The following is a 19,189-nucleotide window of genomic DNA, read 5'->3' as shown; positions in this document are numbered from 1 at the left end:
TCGGTTGATGCGGGCGGGTGCGCCACCAGTAGAGTGACGCCCCGTGGCAGCAAGACCGTTGAAAGAGATCGTCGAGCCGGGCTGGGCGGACGCTCTGGAACCAGTGGCCGAACGGGTCGCCGCTATGGGCGACTTCCTGCGTACGGAGATCGCCTCCGGACGGACGTACCTACCGGCCGGGGCGAACGTACTGCGGGCGTTTCAGCAGCCGTTCAGCGAGGTACGTGTCCTGATCGTCGGCCAGGACCCGTATCCGACGCCGGGGCACGCGGTGGGGCTGAGCTTCTCCGTCGCGCCCGAAGTGCGTCCGCTGCCCGGCAGTCTGGAAAACATCTACCGGGAGATGCACACCGACCTCGGTCTGCCCCGGCCGTCGAACGGTGACCTCACGCCGTGGACGCGGCAGGGTGTGCTGCTGCTCAACAGGGCGCTCACCACGGCTCCGCGCAAGCCCGCAGCGCACCGGGGCAAGGGCTGGGAAGAGGTGACCGAGCAGGCGATCCGGGCACTGGTCGCGCGCGGCACTCCGCTGGTCTCCGTGCTGTGGGGGCGTGACGCCCGCAACCTGCGGCCGCTGCTCGGCGATCTCCCGGCCGTCGAGTCCGCGCACCCCTCCCCCATGTCGGCGGACCGCGGTTTCTTCGGCTCCCGGCCGTTCAGCCGCACCAATGAGCTGCTGGCCCGGCAGGGCGCGCAGCCGGTGGACTGGCGGCTGCCGTGACGCCGGGCCCCGGCCCCAACGGCGGTTGGGTGCTGGGCGTGGACTCCGGCGGATCCGGGCTGCGGGTGGCGCTCGCGGACGCGTCGGGCACCGGGCGCGCGCGGACCACCGCGTCGCGCGAGCCCGTGCGCACGGGTCCCGCGGGCATCGACGCGGCGCATCTGCTGGATCAGTTGCTGCCCATGGCACGCACCCTTCTCGACGGTGCCGGAAGCAGCGCCGGGGGCACTGCTGGTGACACCGTCGCCGTCGGCGCTGTCGCGGTCGGTGCGGCCGGGATGGTGACCCTGGGTGACGACCTGCGCACCCGGCTGCCGGCGGCGCTGGAGAGTGCGCTCGGCGTACGGCGCGTCGCGCTCGCCGCCGACGCCGTCACGGCGTACGCGGGGGCGCTCGGTGAGCGTCCTGGGGCGGTAGTGGCGGCAGGGACCGGGATGATCGCCCTGGGCACCGATCTGGCCTCCTGGCGCAGAGCCGACGGCTGGGGGCATCTGCTCGGCGACTGCGGCGGCGGTGCCTGGATCGGCCGGGCCGGGCTCGAAGCGGCGATGCGCGCCCATGACGGGCGTCCCGGTGGCTCCCCGGCGCTGCTCGCCGCGCTGGAGGCGGTCTTCGGCCCCGCGCCCGAACTGCCCGGCCTGCTCTACCCGCGCACCGACCGGCCCGCCGTACTGGCCTCCTTCGCGCCGGAAGTGGCCCGGTGCGCCACGGCCGGGCCCGGCGAACCCCGCGAAACCGGTGACCCCGTAGCGGCGGGAATCCTGCGGGAGGCGGCCCGGCACATCGCCGACGCAGCTGCCGCCGTCTGCCCGGCGTCCGGGGAGTGCGAAGTCGCCCTCACCGGCGGCCTGTTCAAGATCGGCGACCCACTGCTCGTACCCCTGCGGGCCGAACTCTCCGCTCGACTGCCGCACGCACGTACCGTATCGGCGGCCGGTGACCCGCTGGCCGGGGCCGTGCGCATCGCCGCATCCCTCGCCACCGGCGACCTGCGGCTGCCGCGTGACGGGCGCCTGTTGCACGTACCGACAGAGCAGGGCAGTTGAACTCAAAGCGACTCACGGGATAAATAGGGACAGACACCGCTCGAATGCCCCCTCCCCGAACGGCCCAACCCCGAAAGCCAGTAGCATGCGGCGCCATGAGCTCCCCCACTGGGCCCGCATCCGGCCTGCCTGTACGAATGCCGCGACCTCGCCAGCCCGGACGGCACCGCCGCCCGGAACCCGTGGTGGCGCCCGAGGGCGCGCCCGCGCTTGTCCTCGCCGTCCCCGGCACCCCGGGCAGCGCTTCGCGCAGCCTGGCGGAGGAAGTCGTCAGCATCGCCCGTTCCGAGCTGCCCGGCCTTGACGCCAGAATCGGCTACCTCGACGGCGACAACGCCGAGTACCCGACGCTCGAAAACGTCCTCGCGCGCACCGCTGCCGAGCGCACCGCCCGCTACGAGCAGGCGCTCGCGGCGGGACGCGAGGTCGAAGAGCCGCACGGCCCGGTCGCCGTCGTGGTGCCGCTGCTCGCCGGTCCCGAGAGCGCCCTCATGCGCCGGATACGGCAGGCAGTCATGGACAGCCGCGCCGCGGCCGAGCTGACCGACGTCCTCGGCCCCCACCCGCTGCTCGCGGAGGCACTGCACGTGCGCCTCTCCGAGGCCGGTCTGTCCCGCGCCGACCGCGCCAGGCTGTTCACGGTGGCCACGGCGGCCGACGGCATCATCCTGGCCACCGTGGGCGGCGAGGAGGCCGTGCAGGCCGCCGGGATCACCGGCATGCTGCTGGCCGCGCGTCTCGCAGTACCGGTGATAGCCGCGGCGCTCGACGAGCAGGGTTCGGTCGCCGCCACCGCGGAGCAGCTGCGTGGTTCGGGTTCGGTGCAGCTCGCACTCGCGCCGTACGTGATCGGCCCGGAGGTTCCGGACAGCCTGCTCGACGCGGCCGTCAAGGAGGCGGACTGCGCGACGGCGGAGCCGCTGGGCGCCTACCCGGCGATCGGCAAGCTCGCGCTGTCGCACTACACGACGGCGCTCGGCATCGCCCCGCAGCAGCAGGCTCAGGGCATGTCGACCCACTGACACGGCACACCACGTCGGACAACGGCAGACGGCGGGGAGGGCCCGCACCGATCACTCGGTGCGGGCCCTCCCCGTGTGTCAGGCGTGTCAGGGATATCAGGGATGTTCAGCGGTGTCAGGTATGCGTCAGGCGATGACGACGCAGGACGCCGCGGGCGCCTCGACGGAGCCCGCCCTGCGCGGGATGCCCGTCTCCTGGTCGATGTCGAACCAGGTGACGTCTCCCGAGCGTTCGTTGGACACGTACAGCCTGCGCCCCGACGGGTCCGCGGTGAGGTCGCGCGGCCAGTGCCCGCCGCACTCCACCGTCGTCACCAGTTCCGCTCGCGCCCCGGCCGCGTCGAGTGCGAGGACGGCGATGCTGTCGTGTCCCCTGTTGGCCACCCACAGAAAGCGCCCGTCGTGCGCCACGACGGCCTCGGAGGGGTACGTCGCCCCTTCCGTGCCCGGCGGCACCAAAGGGGCCTCAGCGAGCGGCACAAGCACGCCCGACTCGGCGTCCCAGCGGCAGACCGTGACGGTCGGCTCCAGCTCGTTGAGGACGTACGCGTGACCGCCGTCCGGGTGGAAGGCCAGATGGCGGGGGCCTGACCCGGGCCGCAGCGCGGTCTCGGTGTGCACGCGCAGCGTCCCAATGGGGGTGGTGAGTTGGCAGACCCGTACGGAATCGGTGCCGAGGTCGACGCTGAGCACCCAGCGCCCGGTGGGGTCGGGCAGCACCTGGTGCGCGTGCGGCCCGGCCTGGCGGTCCTCGTCCGGGCCGTTGCCGCGGTGGTGCAGTACGCCGGTGGCCGCCTCCGGGGCGCCGTCCGCGCCGACGGGGAGAACCGTGACGCTGCCCGAGCCGTAATTGGCGGTCACCAGATGCCCGGCGGTGAGGGCGAGATGAGTGGGCGCGGCGGCGCCCACCGGCACCGGCTTGCCCACCGGCTGCGGGGCGCCGTCGCCCGTCACGTCGAACGCCGCGACCGCCCCGTCCTCGGTCTCGCTCACCGCGTACAGGACCGAACCGCCGGGCGCGAGCGCGAGGTACGACGGGTCGGCGACGGCGCCGGTGGCCCCCAGGACGGTCAGCCCGCCCGTCTCCGGGTCCACGGCGGCGGCGATGATCCCCCGGCCCCCTGCCGACGTGAAAGACCCTATGAACGCCCGCCCTGCCGCGTTGCTGCTGCTCACCGAGGAGCCCCTTTCCGAGACAGCTGTGGATCACATTCTGCCGGGCCGCGATTCGGGGTGGTGCACGTACGCGGGACTCCGCTCGGTCGCGTCGTACGTCCGGTGGAAGACCGGCGTGGCCGCGCCGGAGATCGGCGGCACGATCCACGCCCAGTCGGCCCCGACCCGGCGGCCTCTCGCCTGCTCCCGTTCCAGGTGGGCGAGGAAGCGCAGCGACTCGGCGTGGTGGTCGGTGATGGTGACTCCGGCGCGGTCGAAGGAGTGCAGGACGGCGCGGTTGAGCTCGACGAGCGCGCGGTCCTTCCACAGCGAACGGTCGCTCGACGTGTCGAGTCCGAGCCGTTCGGCGATACGCGGGAGGAGGTTGTACCGGTCGGTGTCGGCGAGGTTGCGGGCGCCGATCTCGGTGCCCATGTACCAGCCGTTGAAGGGCGCGGCGGGGTAGTGGATCCCGCCGATCTCCAGGCACATGCAGGAGATGGCGGGTACGGCGTGCCAGCGCAGTCCCCACTCCGCGGCCCAGTCGTCGTCGGGGTGGTGCAGCTCTACTTCGAGGACCGCGTCGTCCGGCAGCACGAACCAGCGCGGCTGCCCGACCCCGTCACTGCCCTGCCCGGCGCTGCCCTGATCCTCACCGCCTTGGATCACCAGGGGCAGTACGTCGAACGGGGTGCCGGGGCCGCCCGGCCAGCCGAGGCGCTGCGCGAGCGCGGTGACGGCGGCGTTGCGCGGGTCTCCGGTGACGCCGCCGCCCGGCGCGGCGTAGCCGGCGTACCGCACGAGCTGCTCGTTGCGGATGCGCGGGCCCCGGCGCAGCGGGGTGTCCGGGGCGAAGACGGTGATCAGGGGGCGGATCCGGCCGCCGTTGGATGCCTCCCGCAGATGGGCGGCGGCCTCGCGCGCGACGTCCTGGGCGGCGGTGATGTGGCGGCGGTCGCGGACGCGCAGGGAGTGCCAGTACAGGCGGCCGATGCAGCGGTTGCTGTTGCGCCAGGCCACGCGCGCGCCGAAGACGAGTTCGGCGGCGGTGTGCCGGTAGGTCCCGGTGGCGGCGATCTCGGCCCGTACGGCGCGGATTCGGCGTTCCGCATCGCCCGTGGCGGGCTCCTCGCGGTGGTGGAGCCGGATGAACTCCCCCGCCTGTCCGATCAGCGCCCGTTCGGGCTGTTCGGTACGGGGCAGGGAGCGGGGCGGCCAGAGGTCTTGGGCCTGGTCCTGGTCTGCGGCTCGGCGACGGTACTTGCGCATGGTGCGGGCACCCCCAAGTGCGGAAGGGGCACGGGCCGTTTCCGCACGGACCGTGCCGGTCACCCGTGTGATGCGGCCGGGTCTACCCCTCGCACGCGCTGATCCACCCTGTCCGTGTTGGATGCATCTGCCTCATTCGGCGGCCTGCTGTCCAGGCCGCAGCTCAGGCGCTTACGACGGGGGCGCGCGGAGAGGTGCGCAGGGGCGTGGCGAGCTCGGCGAGCGCCTGCTCCAGCTCGTGGAGATGGCTCAGCGCGGCCTCGGCGCCCGGGTGGTGCGCGGGTGCCTGTACGGGCTGAACCGGCGGCCTCTCGATCTCGGCCCCCGGCGACACGAGCGCCTCGACGGCGGCCTCGACCCGCCAGCAGGCGGCGGCGAGGCGCGCGTCGTGGGAGGCGTCGGGGTCGGCGGCCACGGAGGCGAGGGCCCGTACCAGCCGGGCGCAGTCGTCGAGCAGCGCGATGACCTGGCGGGCACGTGCCTTGCGGGCGCGCAGCGGGCTCAGCGGGTGGACCAGCGGGGCGAGCGTGTGCCGTACGCGGCCGAGGAGCAGCTCCAGTTCGGCCACCCGGGGCGCCGGGTCGGCGGCGGTGTCCCCGGCCAGCCGCCGGGCGGCGTCGGCGGTGCAGGCGCGTACGCAGTGCAGCGCGCGCTGGATCCAGGCGTTGGTCGTCCCGTGGGTGGTGACCGGCAGGACGACGGCGACGGCGACGGCCGCGCCGAGTGCGCCGACGGCGGTCTCCTCGAAGCGCAGGAGGAGCAGGCCGGGGTGCAGGACGCCGAGGAGTCCGTACAGCAGACCGGCCATGACGGTCACGAAGAACATCATCCAGCTGTACGAGGGCGCCGCCGTGTAGAAGATGCCGAAGACGCAGACGGCGACCAGGGCGGCCGTCGGCGCGGGCGACCCGGCGACGGGGACCGCGATCAGCAGGCCGGCGGCGATGCCGGCGACCGTGCCGAGTACGCGACGGAAGCCGCGTACGAGCGTCTCGCCGCGCGCGGTGGTGTTGACGAAGATCCACCACGCGGTGCCCACGGCCCAGTACCAGCGCTCCTGCGAGAGCAGCTGCCCCAGCGCCAGCGCGAAGGCGCACGCGGCGGTGACCTGGAACGCCTGGCGGGTGGTGGGGCGCGCGAGACGGCGCCCGGTCAGCGGGGCGGGCGCGGCGGGCGGCGGAGTGCGCCGCTCGATGCACCACGCGCCGAAGCGCACTGCGGCCGAGGCCGCGACGGCGAGCGCGACAGCGGCGTACAGCTCGGGCAGCTGGGACGGCTGCGCGTGCAGGAACTGGGTGGCGAAGAACTGCATGAACGCGAAGATCCCGAGCGCGTGGCCGCGCGGCCCCCAGCGCCTGGCGTACGCGCCGCAGAAGACCACCAGGAGGAATGCCAGGTCGCGCGGGAGCGGGTGGTCCTGGAGGGCTGTCGCCAGGGCGAGTACGGGGAACCCTGCGAGCGGCAGCAGCGCGGTGGTGACCACCTGGCGGCGGACCGTCGCATCCTGGACGGTGAAGAGCGCGAGGAGCGCGGCGAGTCCCGCGGTGATGGAGGCGGTCAGGGACAGCCCGGCCAGTTCGGCCGCGGCCACCGCGAGCCCCACCCCGATGACGGCGCGCGTGGACACGCGCAGACGCAGAAGCCCCGGATCTGGAGCGCTGAACATCCTCTTCACGACGGTGTGACCGCCCCCCTCGGCGAACCGATCTTTCACAGACATGGCAAAGGCGCCGCTGTCCGGGAGCGGCTTCGTCGCCGGTCCGGCGCTGCGCGGCGCCATGAATACACAAAGGAAAGCATCAAGTGGCACGGTGGCTCAACTCGACCTGGAAGCACTGAGCCATTGGTACAGTAAACAGTCCGAGAACCGAGCCAGAAGGAGGCCAACGGATCATGGCGGTGGACGAGCTCGACACCCGCATCCTGCGCCTGCTCATCGAGCAGCCCCGCACCAGCGTGCGCGAATACGCCCGCGTCCTGGGCATCGCGCGCGGGACGCTCCAGGCCCGGCTGGAGCGGCTGGAGCGGGACGGAGTGATCACCGGTACGGGTCCAGCCCTCTCCCCCGCCGCGCTCGGCCACCCCGTCCTCGCCTTCGTCCACATCGAGGTCACCCAGGGCCACCTGGACGAGGTGGGCGACGCGCTGGCGGCCGTACCGGAGATCATCGAGGCGTTCTCCATCACGGGCGGCGGCGACCTGCTGACCCGGGTGGCGGCGCGCGACAACGGGCACCTGGAGGACGTCATCCAGCGGTTGATCCAGCTGCCCGGTGTCGTACGGACCCGTACCGAGGTGGCACTGCGCGAACGCGTGCCGCACCGGCTGCTTCCGCTGGTCGAGGCGGTGGGCAGGGCGGCCGCCAGAGCTCAGTAGTCACCGGCTTGGCATGCTGGTGCCATGAGCAACCCGCACGGCACCTCGGTCATCTTCGATCTCGACGGAACGCTCGTCGACAGCGAGCCGAACTATTACGAGGCCGGCTGGCGGCTGCTCGCCCGGCACGGCACCACGGACTTCACGTGGGAGGTGCACGCCCGCTTCATCGGGATCAGCACACGCGAGACGCTGATGGCGCTGCGTGAGCGGTACGGCATCGATGCGCCGCTCGACGAACTGCTCGCCGAGAAGAACCGGCTCTATCTGGAACTGGCCGGCGCCTCCACCGAAGTGTTTCCCGAGATGCGGAAGTTCGCCGAGCGGCTGCACGCCGAAGGGACCCCGATGATCGTGGCCTCGGGGTCCTCACGCACCGCCATCGACGCCGTGCTCGCCTGCACCGGCCTGGACGCCCTGATCACCACCGTCGTCTCCGCCGATGAGGTGCCGCACGGCAAGCCCGCGCCCGACGTCTTCCTGGAGGCCGCCCGCAGGATCGGCGCCGCGCCCGCCGACTGTGTGGTCCTCGAGGACGCCCCGGCCGGTGCGACGGCAGCGCACGCCGCGGGCATGCGCTGCATCGCGATCCCCTACGTCGACGGCACGGACACCGACCCGGCGTTCGCCACGGCCGGGCTGCTCTTCCCGGGCGGCCAGAGCGAGTTCACGGCGAAGGCGGCGTACGACTGGCTCGCCCAGCGGCCCGCTCGGCCCTGACCTATCGGCCCTGACCCAGAGGTCTAGCCGGTGCGCCGGACCTTGAGCGTGTTGTCCGTACGGGTGCCGGGCTGCCCGTCCGGCCGGGTCTGGATCCGCTCGTGTTCTTCGCTGACCAGCACCTCCCACTGCCCGTCCGGAAGCTCAAGCGCTTCGAGAACCTCATCCGGCGTGGGGAAGGGCACGTCGACAGGGTGGTTGTGCTCCCACGACGGGTACCCGGCATGTCCGACGATCAGGAGTACGCCGCCGGGCGCGACGGCCTCGGCAGCCGCCCGCAGGATCTTCTCGCGTGGCATTTCGCCCCAGGAGTGCAGGAACTGGGCGGATACCAGGTCGAATTCGCCCTCGGGGAACGACTCGCCGAGGTCGTGCCGCTGCCAGTCGATCCGGTCGGCCACTCCCGCCTCTGCCGCGTGCCCGGCCGCACGGCCGAGGGCGATTCCGGAGATGTCGGTGGCGGTGACTCGCCATCCCTGCTGTGCGAGCCAGATCGCGTCGGCTCCCTCGCCGCACCCCAGATCCAGGGCCCTGCCCGGCTTCAGGCCGGTGGTTTCACGGACCAGGGCAGCATTGGGGTTTCCGCTCCAGATGCGGTCACTCTCGGCGTACCGGGCGTCCCAGAGCTCCGCGCCCGACTTGAGCTCCGCGCCCGACTTCGCATCCTCTGTCATCGATGTGTCCTCCCATGTCCTGCTGTGTGCGACGGCCCGGTGCGCGACGGCCCGGCGGGTGTCCTCGGCGACGAGGTCGGCGTTGATCGCCGCGGCGGCGCGCACCCCAGCACCGGCGGCGCCGATGACCTGTTCCGTCAGGTTGGCGACATTGCCGGCCACCCACACGCCAGGCACGGCGGTCGCACCGGTCGGGTCGGCGGCGATGCAGCTGCCGATCACGTGTCCGTCCCGTTCCTGCTCGGTCGGCTCAAGGCCCAGGCCGGCCAGGAGGCCGCCGCGTGCGGTGAAGAGCGGGGCGACGACAAGAGCCTCGCAGCCGACAGTCCGGCTGTCGGCCAGGGTCACGCCGGTGAGGCGGTCGCCGGTGATCTCCAGACCGGTCACCTGCCCGTCCACCACGGCGATGTCGCGGGCCGCGAGCTGCTCGTACTCCTCCTCGCCCACACCCGTCCAGGTGTGCAGGAAGAGAGTGACGTTCGTGCTCCACTGCCGCCACAGCAGCGCCTGATGCACCGCGAGCGGCCCGGTGGCCAGGACGCCGATCGGCCGATCGCGCACCTCCCAGCCGTGGCAGTACGGGCAGTGCAGCACCTCGCGCCCCCAGCGCTCCGCCACGCCGGGCACCTCGGGCAGTTCGTCGACCAGGCCGGTGGTCACCAGCAGCCGGTCCGCCTCGACCATGGCCCCGTCTTCGAGTACGACGCGAAAGCCCCCGGCGTCCATGCGCTCGGCCGTCACGACGCTGCCCGTCACGATCTCGCCGCCGTAGCCGGTCACTTCCGCGCGGCCCTCGGCGAGGAGCTCCGCGGGCGGCGCCCCCTCGCGGGCGAGGTAGCCGTGGACGTGGGCGGCCGGGGCGTTGCGGGGCCGGCCGGCGTCGATCACCAGCACCGAGCGGCGTGCCCGGGCGAGGGTCAGTGCGCCGCTCAGCCCCGCGGCGCCACCACCGACGACCACGACGTCGTAGCGCACCTGCTGCGCCGCCTGCTCTCTCTGTACGGTCATGTCTGGTACCTCCATTCGTGGGAGATGGTCCGCCCGGACCCCGACGCTTGACAAAGTTTGTTGCCGGGTCGGCAAATGGAGAGATGGCAGACGACGACTTCGCGAGTGTGCTGACCGCTGTGGGACCGCGCCTGCGGGCGCTGCGCCGGGAACGCGGCACCACCCTGGCCCAGCTGAGCGAGACCACCGGAATCTCCCTCAGTACGCTCTCGCGCCTGGAGTCCGGGCAGCGCAAACCGACCCTGGAGCTCCTGCTGCCCCTGGCGAGGGCCCACGGCGTACAACTGGACGTACTCGTGGACGCGCCGGCGACGGGCGATCCCCGCGTCCATCCACGCCCGTTCACGCGCCACGGCATGACCTTCATCCCGCTGACCCGCCAACCCGGCGGCCTGATCGCGTACAAGCAGGTCATGCCTCCCGGACACGGCGGTAGCGGGGAGCTCGAACAGCGGGTGCACGAGGGTTACGAGTGGCTGTACGTCCTGGCCGGCCGACTGCGGCTCGTCCTGGGCGAGCACGACTTCGTCCTCACGGCCGGGGAAGTCGCCGAGTTCGACACCCGCACGCCGCACGCCTGGGCCAATGCGGGAGCGGAGCCGGTCGAATTCCTCAGCCTGTTCGGAAAGCAGGGCGAGCGGATGCACGTACGCGCCCGCCCCGCCGCAGGCAAGTGACCCGCAGGTGAATCAGCCCTTGTGCGCTCGGTGACCTGCGGCGGCACAGTGGAGGTACGGACGGAATCCGTACCAGAGGTACTCAAGGGACTCAGCCGTGAAGGACGACGACACGCTGCGGACCTACCGCGGCAAGCGGCACTTCGACACGACCTCGGAGCCACGCGGCGACGGCGAGCCGGCGGGCGACGCCCCGCGCTTCGTCGTGCAGATCCATGACGCGCGCCGCATGCACTTCGACTTCCGGCTGGAAGTGGACGGCGTACTGAAGTCGTGGGCCGTGCCGCGCGGCCCCTCGGAGAACCCGCATGACAGGCGGCTGGCCGTGCCGACGGAGGACCATCCGCTGGAGTACCGCGAGTTCGAGGGCGTCATTCCGAGCGGCGAGTACGGCGGCGGCACGGTCATCGTCTGGGACCAGGGCACGTACGAGCCGCTCAGCCACGACCGACTGGGCAGGCCCGTACCGTTCGACGAATCCCTGGAGAAGGGGCACGCCACCTTCCGGCTCGACGGGACCAAGCTGCACGGCGAGTTCGCCCTCACCCGCTTCCGGGGCGGCCACGAGGGCGACGAGCCCGGCGAGGAAGCGTGGCTGCTGATCAAGGCCAACGACAAGCGGGCCGTCCACGGCAAACCGGGTACGCCGGACCCGAACCGCGCCCGTTCGGCCCGTACGGGGCGCACCCTGCGCCAGGTCGCCGCCGAGGAACCGGCAGACCTGCCGCGAGAACCGGGAGAGCCGTCATGACCGACCGCAAGGACCGCAAGACGGTGGAAGCCCTGCTCGACGAGTACGGCGAGACCTACGCCGACGAGGCGGGCATCAGCCTGCGCGACACCCCGCAGCCGCTCTATCAGCTCCTCGTCCTGAGCCATCTCCTCAGCGCCCGCATCCGCGCATCCGTGGCGGTGGCCGCGGCACGTGCGCTGTTCGACCACGGCATGCGCACTCCGCGCAAGATGGCGGACGCGACCTGGCAGCAGCGCGTCGACGCCCTCGGCGAGGGCGGCTACCGGCGCTACGACGAACGGACCGCGACCCAGCTCGGCGACGCGGCGCAACTGCTGCTGGACGAGTACGGCGGCGACCTGCGTCGCCTGCGCGAGGAGGCCGACGGCGATCTCGACGAGCTGCGGACAAGGCTGCGCCGGGCCCCGGGCATGGGCCCGGCCGGTGCGGACATCTTCCTGCGCGAGGCGCAGGCCGTGTGGCCGGAGGCCGCGCCGTACATCGACAACAAGGCGCTTCAGGGCGCGGAACGCCTCGGCCTGCCCAAGTCGCCGGACAAGCTGGCCGCCCTGGCGGACGACCGCGGCCCGGCCGTGCTGGCGGCGGCGCTGGTGCGGGCGGCGCTGGACAGGGAAGTCGCGGCGGACGTACGGGAACGCGTCTGACGGGGACCGCAAGCAGCAGCGGCAGCAACCGACATGTGCGGGCCGATCCGAGGTCTTGAGGTTGTCATGAGCACGATGCTAACTTCAAAGCTGAAACTCTCTCAGGTTTGAAGTCGGAGGCCCGGTGAGCACGAGCCCGAAGCCGCACGCTGTCGGACCGGCGCACCGGCCGAGCCGGTGGCGTACGACCGCCGTCGTCACCGCCCTCGCCCTGCTGGGCATCGCCGCCCCCGCGGCGGCGGAGGACTCGACGCCCACGCCCGCCGCCGAGCCGTACCTCGTGGGCCGCGGGATCGCCGACGCGACCGGGGAAGTGGCCGCGACGGGGATGATGGGATACGGCCGGACCGACCAGGTCGCCGAGGGGCTGCATACGAGGCTGCGTTCGCGGTCGTTCGTCATCGTCGACCGGGCGACCGGCAGGCGCGTGCTGCTCATCGTCGCCGACTCGCCGATGATCTTCGAGAGCGTGCACCAGCGGGTGCTGAAGCGGCTGGCCGAGCGCTACGGCGGCCTCTACACCGAGCAGAACGTGCTGATCACGGCAACGCACTCGCACTCGGGGCCCGGCGGTTACTCGCACCACCTGCTCTACAACCTCACCACGAAGGGCTACCACGAGAAGACCTTCGCGGCGATCACGGACGGCATGGTGGAGTCGGTGACGCGCGCGCAGGCCGACCTCGCTCCCGCCTCGCTCACCCTCACCCACGGCGAGCTGCACCATGCCAACGTCAACCGCTCCAGGACCGCGTTCGACAACAACCGGCGGGACAAGGAGTTCTTCCCCGAGGCGCGTGACCCGCAGACCTCACTGCTGCGCATCGAGCGGGGCGGCCGCCCGGTGGGCGCGATCAACTGGTTCCCCACCCACAACACCTCGATGACCGGCGAGAACAAGCTGATCAGTTCGGACAACAAGGGGTACGCCGCCTACCGGTGGGAGCGCGAGAGCGCCCACGTCGACTACCTCGCCGACGCCGAACCGGACTTCGTCTCCGCCTTCGCACAGACCAACGCCGGCGACATGTCCCCGAACATCGCGCTGAAACCGGCCGACGAGCTGCCCGCCACCGAGTTCGAGAGCACCCGGGAGATCGGACTCCGCCAGTACGACGCGGCACACGACCAGCTCGACGACACGGGACAGCGGCTCGACGGGGCGGTCGACTCCCGGCTCACCTACGTCGACCTGGCGAACACCACGGTCGGCCCGGCATTCACCGGCGACGGCAGGGAGCACCGCACCTGCAAGCCGGCGATCGGGGCCGCCATGGCCGCGGGCAGCACCGAGGACGGCCCGGCCTTCCCGGTCTTCAAGGAGGGCGAGAACCCGGTGTGGGACGCGGTCTCGAAGACCGTCCTCTACGGCGCGGACGAGGAGTTGAAACAGTGCCAGTCCCCGAAGGGCATCGTGGTGCCTATCGGCGGGATGAACGCGGTCTACCCCTGGGTGCAGGAGCAGGTTCCCGTCCAGCTGGTCCGCATCGGCGGGCTCTACCTCGTGGGTGTCCCCGGTGAGGTCACCGTCGTCGCGGGGCTGCGTCTGCGGCGGACAGTGGCGGAGATCGTCGGCGCCGACATCAAAAACGTCCTCGTGGCCGGGTACAGCAATGCGTACATGCATTACGTGACCACGCCCGAGGAGTACGACAAGCAGCAGTATGAGGGCGGCAGTACGCTCTTCGGCCGCTGGGAGCTGCCCGCTCTCCAGCAGACCGCCGCCGGGCTGGCCACCTCGATGCGCGCGGGTGAGCCGGTCCCACGCGGGTCCGTTCCACCGGACCTGTCGGGCCGCCAGCTCTTCCGGCAGCCGGACAACGGGCCCGACACCCCACCGCTGGGCCGGCGGTTCGGCGACGTACTGACCGAGCCCGCCGCCTCCTACTCCGGTGGGCAGCAGGCCGCGGCGGTGTTCGTCGGCGCGCATCCGAACAACAACCTGCACCGGAACGGCACTTACCTCGAAGTGCAGCGCCTGGACGGCTCGAACTGGCGTCGCGTCGCCGACGACGGCGACTGGTCGACGAAATTCCGCTGGAAGCGCGAGGGCCTCACGGCTTCGCGGACGACCGTGACCTGGGACATTCCGGCCGATGCGGAGCCGGGCAGCTACCGGATCCGCTACCACGGCGACGCCAGGAACGTCCTCGGTGGGATCGGCCCGTTCACGGCGACGTCCCGCACGTTCGAGGTCAAGGACTGACCCGGGCGGCACCCGGCGTCCCGACGGCGTGGCAGAGCGCGCGGCCTTCTGTTGCGCGGCGGCGGTCTCTCGTAACCTCGGCACGGTTTGAAGTGGCCATGCCGAGAAGAGGGTGCCCATGCACAGACGTCTGCTTCACCTTGTCCTCGCCCCGCTCGCGGGCGCCTTATTGATCGGGGCGCCGGCAGTCGCGGCGCCCCCGGGTCCGCCCGACGTCTACCGGCCCGTGCGCGGCCCCTCGGCGCCGGCCGAGTACCGGTACCTGCAGAAGACCTTGCCGGGGCAGTCGATTCCGCGCCACGCCCACGAGGACGCCGCAGCGCAGGCGCGTCAACTGCCCACCGCCGGCGGGCGCTGGAAGTCGGTCGGCCCGACGAACATCGGCGGCCGGATCGTCTCGCTGGCGCTCGACCCCAAACGCGCCGACACCGTGTACGCCGCAGCGGCCAGCGGCGGGATATGGCGCAGCACGGACGCCGGGCAGACCTTCGAGTCCGCGTGGCCCGACAGCTGGACGCAGGCCATGGGCGCGGTCGCCACGGGGCCCGACGGCGCCCTGTACGCCGGGACCGGCGAGGCCAACCCCGGTGGCGGCAGCATCACTTACGAGGGAACGGGCATCTACCGCAGCACCGACGGCGGCGCCCACTGGCGCTCGATCGGGCTGCGCGACTCAGGTGCCATCAGCGCGATCACGGTGGACCCCGGCAATCCGCGCCGCCTCTACGTCGCCGCGGCCGGATCGCTCTACAACGGCGGCGGCGACCGGGGCGTCTACCGGTCGGACGACGCCGGCAAGACCTGGCAGCGGATCCTCACCGGGGCCAATGAGTTCACCGGCGCCACCGAAGTGGTCGTCCAGGGCAAGAATCTGTACGCCGTGATGTGGGACCACCGCCGCACGCCCCAACTGCGCACCTACGGCGGCGTGGGCTCCGGCGTCTTCCGCAGCGGCGACGGCGGCAAGACCTGGCAGCGGCTCGGCGGCGGGCTGCCCGCGCAGGGCCCTGACGTGGGGCGGATCGGACTCGCTGTCGCGGGGACACGGGTCTACGCCATCGTCAACAAGAGCAGCGGTCCCTTCGAGGGCTTCTACGCCTCCACCGACGGCGGCGACAACTGGAGCCGGACCCCGGCGGACGCGAACCTCACCGGGTCGCAGTCGTCGTTCGGCTGGTGGTTCGGGAAGATCTGGGCCGACCCGGCGGACGCCCGTCATGTGCATGTGGCCGGCGTCCCGCTGATGACCACCAAGGACGCCGGGGCCACCTGGACGTACGACGACAGCAGCATCCATGTGGACCAGCACGCCATGGTGTGGGACCCGCGCCGACCCGGCCGCGTCTACCTGGGCAATGACGGCGGGGTCTACCGCTCCGACGCGAACGGGGACGGCGGGTGGGTCAAGGCCCGCCACGAGCCGTACACCCAGCTCTACAGCGCGGCGATCAGCCCGCAGGACACCTCACGCATCTCCGGCGGAGCCCAGGACAACGGTTCGCTGCGGTCCTGGGGCGGGGACGGCTTCAACGAGTACCTCGGCGGGGACGGGGAGGAGAACCTCATCAACCCGACCGACGTGAACAATGTCTTCGCCTGCTACCAGTACGGCAACTGCTTCCGGTCCACCGACGGCGGCGACACCCTCACGTACTTCGCCGACAAGACCACCTTCAAACGGCGCAACTGGTTCACGCCCGTCGTCTTCGACCCCCGCGACCCGAAGATCCTCTACTACGGCTCCGAGGTGCTCAACCGCTCCACGGACGGCGGCGCGACCTGGCAGCCCATCAGCCCCGATCTGTCCGGCGGCCCGGGTCCCGACCCGATCTACACCAATTACGGGACCATCACCTCGATCGCCCCGGGGGGCGACGGCCGCACCGTGTACGCCGGCACCGACGACGGCCGCGTCTGGGTCACCAAGGACCTGGGCGCGACCTGGACGAAGCTGGCCGAGGGCCGCCCCTGGGTGACCCGGGTCGTCGTCGACCCGGCCGATCCCGACCGGGTGTACACGACCCACTCCGCCTACCGTGCCGGGTCGGGTCTGGCGCATGTGTACGGCAGCACGGACGGCGGCAAGCACTGGAAGGACCTGTCGGGCAACCTGCCGGACGCACCCGTCAACGACCTCGTCATCGGGCGCGGCAAGCTCCTGTACGCCGCCACCGACCAGGGCGTGTTCACGTCCGCGACAGGCGGCAGGCAGTGGCTGCGCCTGGGCCGGGGCATGCCCGCGGTTCCGGTGGACGACATCGAGTACGACGCCGGGCACCACCGCCTGGTGGCGGCCACGTTCGGCAGGGGCTTCTACGAACTGACCACGGCCTGAACGACGTAGACGCATAAAAGCAGAAGGCAAAGAGCAGAACGCAAAAAAGCGGACGGAGGGCGGTCGCCTGTGCGGCGTGACCGCCCCCCGTCCGCGGCTTGTGTCAGCCCAGGGTCGCGATGGCCTGGTTGAGCGTCTTCGACGGGCGCATCACGGCCGAGGCCTTCGCCGGGTCGGGCTTGTAGTAGCCGCCGATGTCGACCGGCGAGCCCTGCACCGCGATCAGCTCGTCGACGATCGTCTGCTCCTGCTCGGCCAGCGTCGTGGCAAGAGCCGCGAACGCCTTGGCGAGCTCCGCGTCCTCGGTCTGCTTCGCCAGCTCCTGCGCCCAGTAGAGCGACAGGTAGAAGTGGCTGCCGCGGTTGTCGATGCCACCGAGGCGACGGCTCGGCGACTTGTCCTCGTTGAGGAAGGTCGCGGTCGCGCGGTCCAGGGTGTCGGCGAGCACCTGGGCGCGCGCGTTGTCCGTGGTCTGTGCGAGGTGCTCGAAGCTGACCGCGAGGGCGAGGAACTCACCCAGGCTGTCCCAGCGCAGGTAGTTCTCCTTGACGAGCTGCTGGACGTGCTTCGGCGCGGAGCCGCCGGCGCCGGTCTCGAACAGTCCGCCGCCGTTCATGAGCGGCACGACCGACAGCATCTTGGCGCTCGTACCGAGCTCCAGGATCGGGAACAGGTCGGTCAGGTAGTCGCGCAGCACGTTGCCGGTGACCGAAATCGTGTCCTCGCCGCGGCGGATGCGCTCCAGCGAGAACGCGATCGCCTGCTCCGGCGCCATGATCTCGATCTGCAGCCCGTCGGTGTCGTGCTCGGCCAGGTACGTCTTGACCTTGGTGATGAGGCTGGCGTCGTGCGCGCGGCCCTCGTCGAGCCAGAACACGGCCGGGTTGCCGGTCGCGCGGGCGCGGGTGACGGCGAGCTTGACCCAGTCCTGGATCGGGAGGTCCTTGGCCTGGCACATGCGCCAGATGTCGCCGGCGCTCACCGCGTGCTCGAGGACGGCGTTGCCGGCGCCGTCGAGGACCCGCACCGTGCCGGTGGTGGGGATCTCGAAGGTCTTGTCGTGGCTGCCGTACTCCTCGGCCTTCTGCGCCATCAGGCCGACGTTCGAGACCGAGCCCATCGTCGACGGGTCGTAGGCGCCGTTCGCGCGGCAGTCGTCGATGACGACCTGGTAGATGCCGGCGTAGCTGCTGTCGGGGATGACCGCGAGGGTGTCGGCCTCCTGGCCGTCCGGGCCCCACATGTGACCGGAGGTGCGGATCATGGCCGGCATGGAGGCGTCGACGATGACATCGCTCGGTACGTGCAGGTTGGTGATGCCCTTGTCGGAGTCGACCATCGCCAGGGCGGGGCCCTCGGCGAGCTCGGCCTCGAAGGACGCCTTGATCTTCGCGCCCTCGGGCAGCGACTCCAGGCCCTTGAGGATGCCGCCCAGACCGTCGTTCGGGGTCAGGCCGGCCGCGGCGAGCGCCGCGCCGTGCTCGGCGAACGTCTTCGGGAAGAAGGCGCGCACGACGTGGCCGAAGATGATCGGGTCGGAGACCTTCATCATCGTGGCCTTCAGGTGCACGGAGAACAGGACGCCCTCGGCCTTGGCGCGGGCGACCTGCGCGGTGAAGAACTCGCGCAGCGCCGCGACGCGCATGACGGACGCGTCCACGACCTCACCCGCGAGCACGGGTACCGACTCGCGCAGGACCGTGGTCGTGCCGTCGTCACCCGCGAGCTCGATGCGCAGCGTGCCGTTCTCGGGGACGACCACGGACTTCTCGGTGGAGCGGAAGTCGTCGGTGTCCATGTGCGCGACGTTCGTCTTCGAGTCGGACGACCAGGCGCCCATCCGGTGCGGGTGCGCCTTGGCGTAGTTCTTGACCGACGCGGGGGCACGGCGGTCGGAGTTGCCCTCGCGCAGGACGGGGTTGACGGCGCTGCCCTTGACCTTGTCGTAGCGCGCGCGGACGTCCTTGTCCTCGTCGGTCCGCGGGTCGTCCGGGTAGTCCGGCAGCGCGTAGCCCTGCTGCTGCAGCTCGGCGATCGCCGCCTTCAGCTGGGGGATCGAAGCCGAGATGTTCGGCAGCTTGATGATGTTCGCCCCGGGCGTCTTGGCGAGCTCACCGAGCTCGGCGAGCGCGTCGTCGATCCGCTGGGCGTCCTGGAGACGCTCGGGGAAGCTGGCGATGATCCGCCCCGCCAGGGAGATGTCACGGCTCTCTACATTGACCCCGGCCGTCGAGGCATAGGCCTCGACCACAGGCAAGAACGAATACGTCGCCAGGGCCGGGGCCTCGTCGGTGTGCGTATAGATGATGGTCGAGTCAGTCACCGGTGCTCCGCTCCACGTCTGCAACATTGCTCGACATCAAGATATCTCGTGATCGCCCCCCTATCGACAGGGGCCTGCCCCCGCGGATGGCAGACCGGGGGGCAGCAGCGCGTGTGGCGGCTGCGGCACACGCAACTTCGCCCGGAATCCCATCGGGAGATTCCGGGCGAAGTCGGGGACCGTACCCGCGCCGCGGGGGTCGTACGCGGGTACGGAGCAGGAGGGCGTCGTACGACGCCGGGTGAGCGGTGTTACGCGG

The 19,189-nt window shown here is 71.6% G+C and carries 15 protein-coding genes; 10 read left to right on the top strand and 5 right to left on the bottom strand.

Features of this window, described 5'->3' with window-relative positions:
• Window positions 1–43 precede the first annotated feature (43 nt).
• The 3 genes from J7I98_RS21320 (at window position 44) to J7I98_RS21310 (ending at window position 2,789) form a co-directional block, all read left to right on the top strand.
• Window positions 44–721, top strand: coding sequence for a uracil-DNA glycosylase (locus J7I98_RS21320; protein WP_214922653.1), 678 nt, complete (start codon window positions 44–46; stop codon window positions 719–721).
• Entirely contained in the window at window positions 718–1,767 is a 1,050-nt protein-coding gene (locus J7I98_RS21315) for a BadF/BadG/BcrA/BcrD ATPase family protein (RefSeq protein WP_308377875.1), read from the top strand. The genes J7I98_RS21320 and J7I98_RS21315 overlap by 4 nt, the downstream gene beginning before the upstream one ends.
• A gap of 95 nt (window positions 1,768–1,862) precedes the next feature.
• Window positions 1,863–2,789, top strand: coding sequence for a sirohydrochlorin chelatase (locus tag J7I98_RS21310; RefSeq protein WP_214922651.1), 927 nt, complete (start codon window positions 1,863–1,865; stop codon window positions 2,787–2,789).
• 126 nt (window positions 2,790–2,915) lie between these two features.
• Here the strand turns inward: J7I98_RS21310 and J7I98_RS21305 are convergent, their stop codons facing one another.
• The 3 genes from J7I98_RS21305 to J7I98_RS21295 all read right to left on the bottom strand — a co-directional run bounded on the left by J7I98_RS21305 (window position 2,916) and on the right by J7I98_RS21295 (window position 6,879).
• Window positions 2,916–3,965, bottom strand: a complete 1,050-nt coding sequence (locus J7I98_RS21305) for a lactonase family protein (protein WP_214922649.1) — start codon at window positions 3,963–3,965, stop codon at window positions 2,916–2,918.
• A 30-nt stretch (window positions 3,966–3,995) separates the two neighbouring features.
• Window positions 3,996–5,213, bottom strand: a complete 1,218-nt coding sequence (locus J7I98_RS21300) for a nitric oxide synthase oxygenase (protein WP_214922647.1) — start codon at window positions 5,211–5,213, stop codon at window positions 3,996–3,998.
• A 163-nt stretch (window positions 5,214–5,376) separates the two neighbouring features.
• Window positions 5,377–6,879: an FUSC family protein gene (locus tag J7I98_RS21295; protein ID WP_214922645.1), complete on the bottom strand. Its 1,503-nt coding sequence runs from the start codon at window positions 6,877–6,879 to the stop codon at window positions 5,377–5,379.
• Between the two features lie 227 nt (window positions 6,880–7,106).
• Between J7I98_RS21295 and J7I98_RS21290 the strand changes: the two genes are divergently transcribed.
• Together J7I98_RS21290 and J7I98_RS21285 are read left to right on the top strand one after the other, a co-directional pair.
• Window positions 7,107–7,589 carry an Lrp/AsnC family transcriptional regulator gene (locus J7I98_RS21290; protein WP_214922643.1) on the top strand — a complete coding sequence of 161 codons (483 nt, stop codon included), beginning with the start codon at window positions 7,107–7,109 and terminating at the stop codon, window positions 7,587–7,589.
• 24 nt (window positions 7,590–7,613) lie between these two features.
• Window positions 7,614–8,309 carry an HAD family phosphatase gene (locus J7I98_RS21285; protein WP_214922641.1) on the top strand — a complete coding sequence of 232 codons (696 nt, stop codon included), beginning with the start codon at window positions 7,614–7,616 and terminating at the stop codon, window positions 8,307–8,309.
• A 23-nt stretch (window positions 8,310–8,332) separates the two neighbouring features.
• Here the strand turns inward: J7I98_RS21285 and J7I98_RS21280 are convergent, their stop codons facing one another.
• The gene (locus tag J7I98_RS21280; protein WP_214922639.1) at window positions 8,333–9,991 is read right to left on the bottom strand and encodes a bifunctional NAD(P)/FAD-dependent oxidoreductase/class I SAM-dependent methyltransferase; all 1,659 of its coding nucleotides are present in this window, start codon (window positions 9,989–9,991) and stop codon (window positions 8,333–8,335) included.
• A gap of 83 nt (window positions 9,992–10,074) precedes the next feature.
• Here J7I98_RS21280 and J7I98_RS21275 point away from each other — a divergent pair, with 83 nt between their 5' ends.
• The 5 genes from J7I98_RS21275 to J7I98_RS21255 all read left to right on the top strand — a co-directional run bounded on the left by J7I98_RS21275 (window position 10,075) and on the right by J7I98_RS21255 (window position 16,607).
• A complete protein-coding gene (locus J7I98_RS21275) occupies window positions 10,075–10,668 on the top strand; it encodes a helix-turn-helix domain-containing protein (RefSeq protein ID WP_214922637.1) in 594 nt (197 codons plus the stop codon).
• Between the two features lie 97 nt (window positions 10,669–10,765).
• Window positions 10,766–11,419 (top strand): DNA polymerase ligase N-terminal domain-containing protein, encoded by a 654-nt coding sequence (locus J7I98_RS21270; protein WP_214922635.1) that lies wholly within the window; start codon window positions 10,766–10,768, stop codon window positions 11,417–11,419.
• Window positions 11,416–12,066 (top strand): endonuclease, encoded by a 651-nt coding sequence (locus J7I98_RS21265; protein ID WP_214922633.1) that lies wholly within the window; start codon window positions 11,416–11,418, stop codon window positions 12,064–12,066. The genes J7I98_RS21270 and J7I98_RS21265 overlap by 4 nt, the downstream gene beginning before the upstream one ends.
• Before the next feature lie 124 nt (window positions 12,067–12,190).
• Window positions 12,191–14,272 carry a neutral/alkaline ceramidase gene (locus J7I98_RS21260; protein WP_214922631.1) on the top strand — a complete coding sequence of 694 codons (2,082 nt, stop codon included), beginning with the start codon at window positions 12,191–12,193 and terminating at the stop codon, window positions 14,270–14,272.
• Between the two features lie 118 nt (window positions 14,273–14,390).
• Window positions 14,391–16,607, top strand: a complete 2,217-nt coding sequence (locus J7I98_RS21255) for a sialidase family protein (protein WP_214922629.1) — start codon at window positions 14,391–14,393, stop codon at window positions 16,605–16,607.
• Between the two features lie 103 nt (window positions 16,608–16,710).
• Here J7I98_RS21255 and J7I98_RS21250 read toward each other — a convergent pair whose 3' ends face one another.
• Window positions 16,711–18,930, bottom strand: a complete 2,220-nt coding sequence (locus J7I98_RS21250; protein ID WP_214922627.1) for an NADP-dependent isocitrate dehydrogenase — start codon at window positions 18,928–18,930, stop codon at window positions 16,711–16,713.
• Between the last annotated feature and the right edge of the window lie 259 nt (window positions 18,931–19,189).

This window comes from Streptomyces sp. ISL-98, from assembly GCF_018614055.1.
GTDB classification, from domain to species: Bacteria; Actinomycetota; Actinomycetes; order Streptomycetales; family Streptomycetaceae; genus Streptomyces; species Streptomyces spiramyceticus.
Note: the sequence above shows the minus strand (reverse complement) of the source record. Positions and strands in the feature narration are given on the sequence as shown.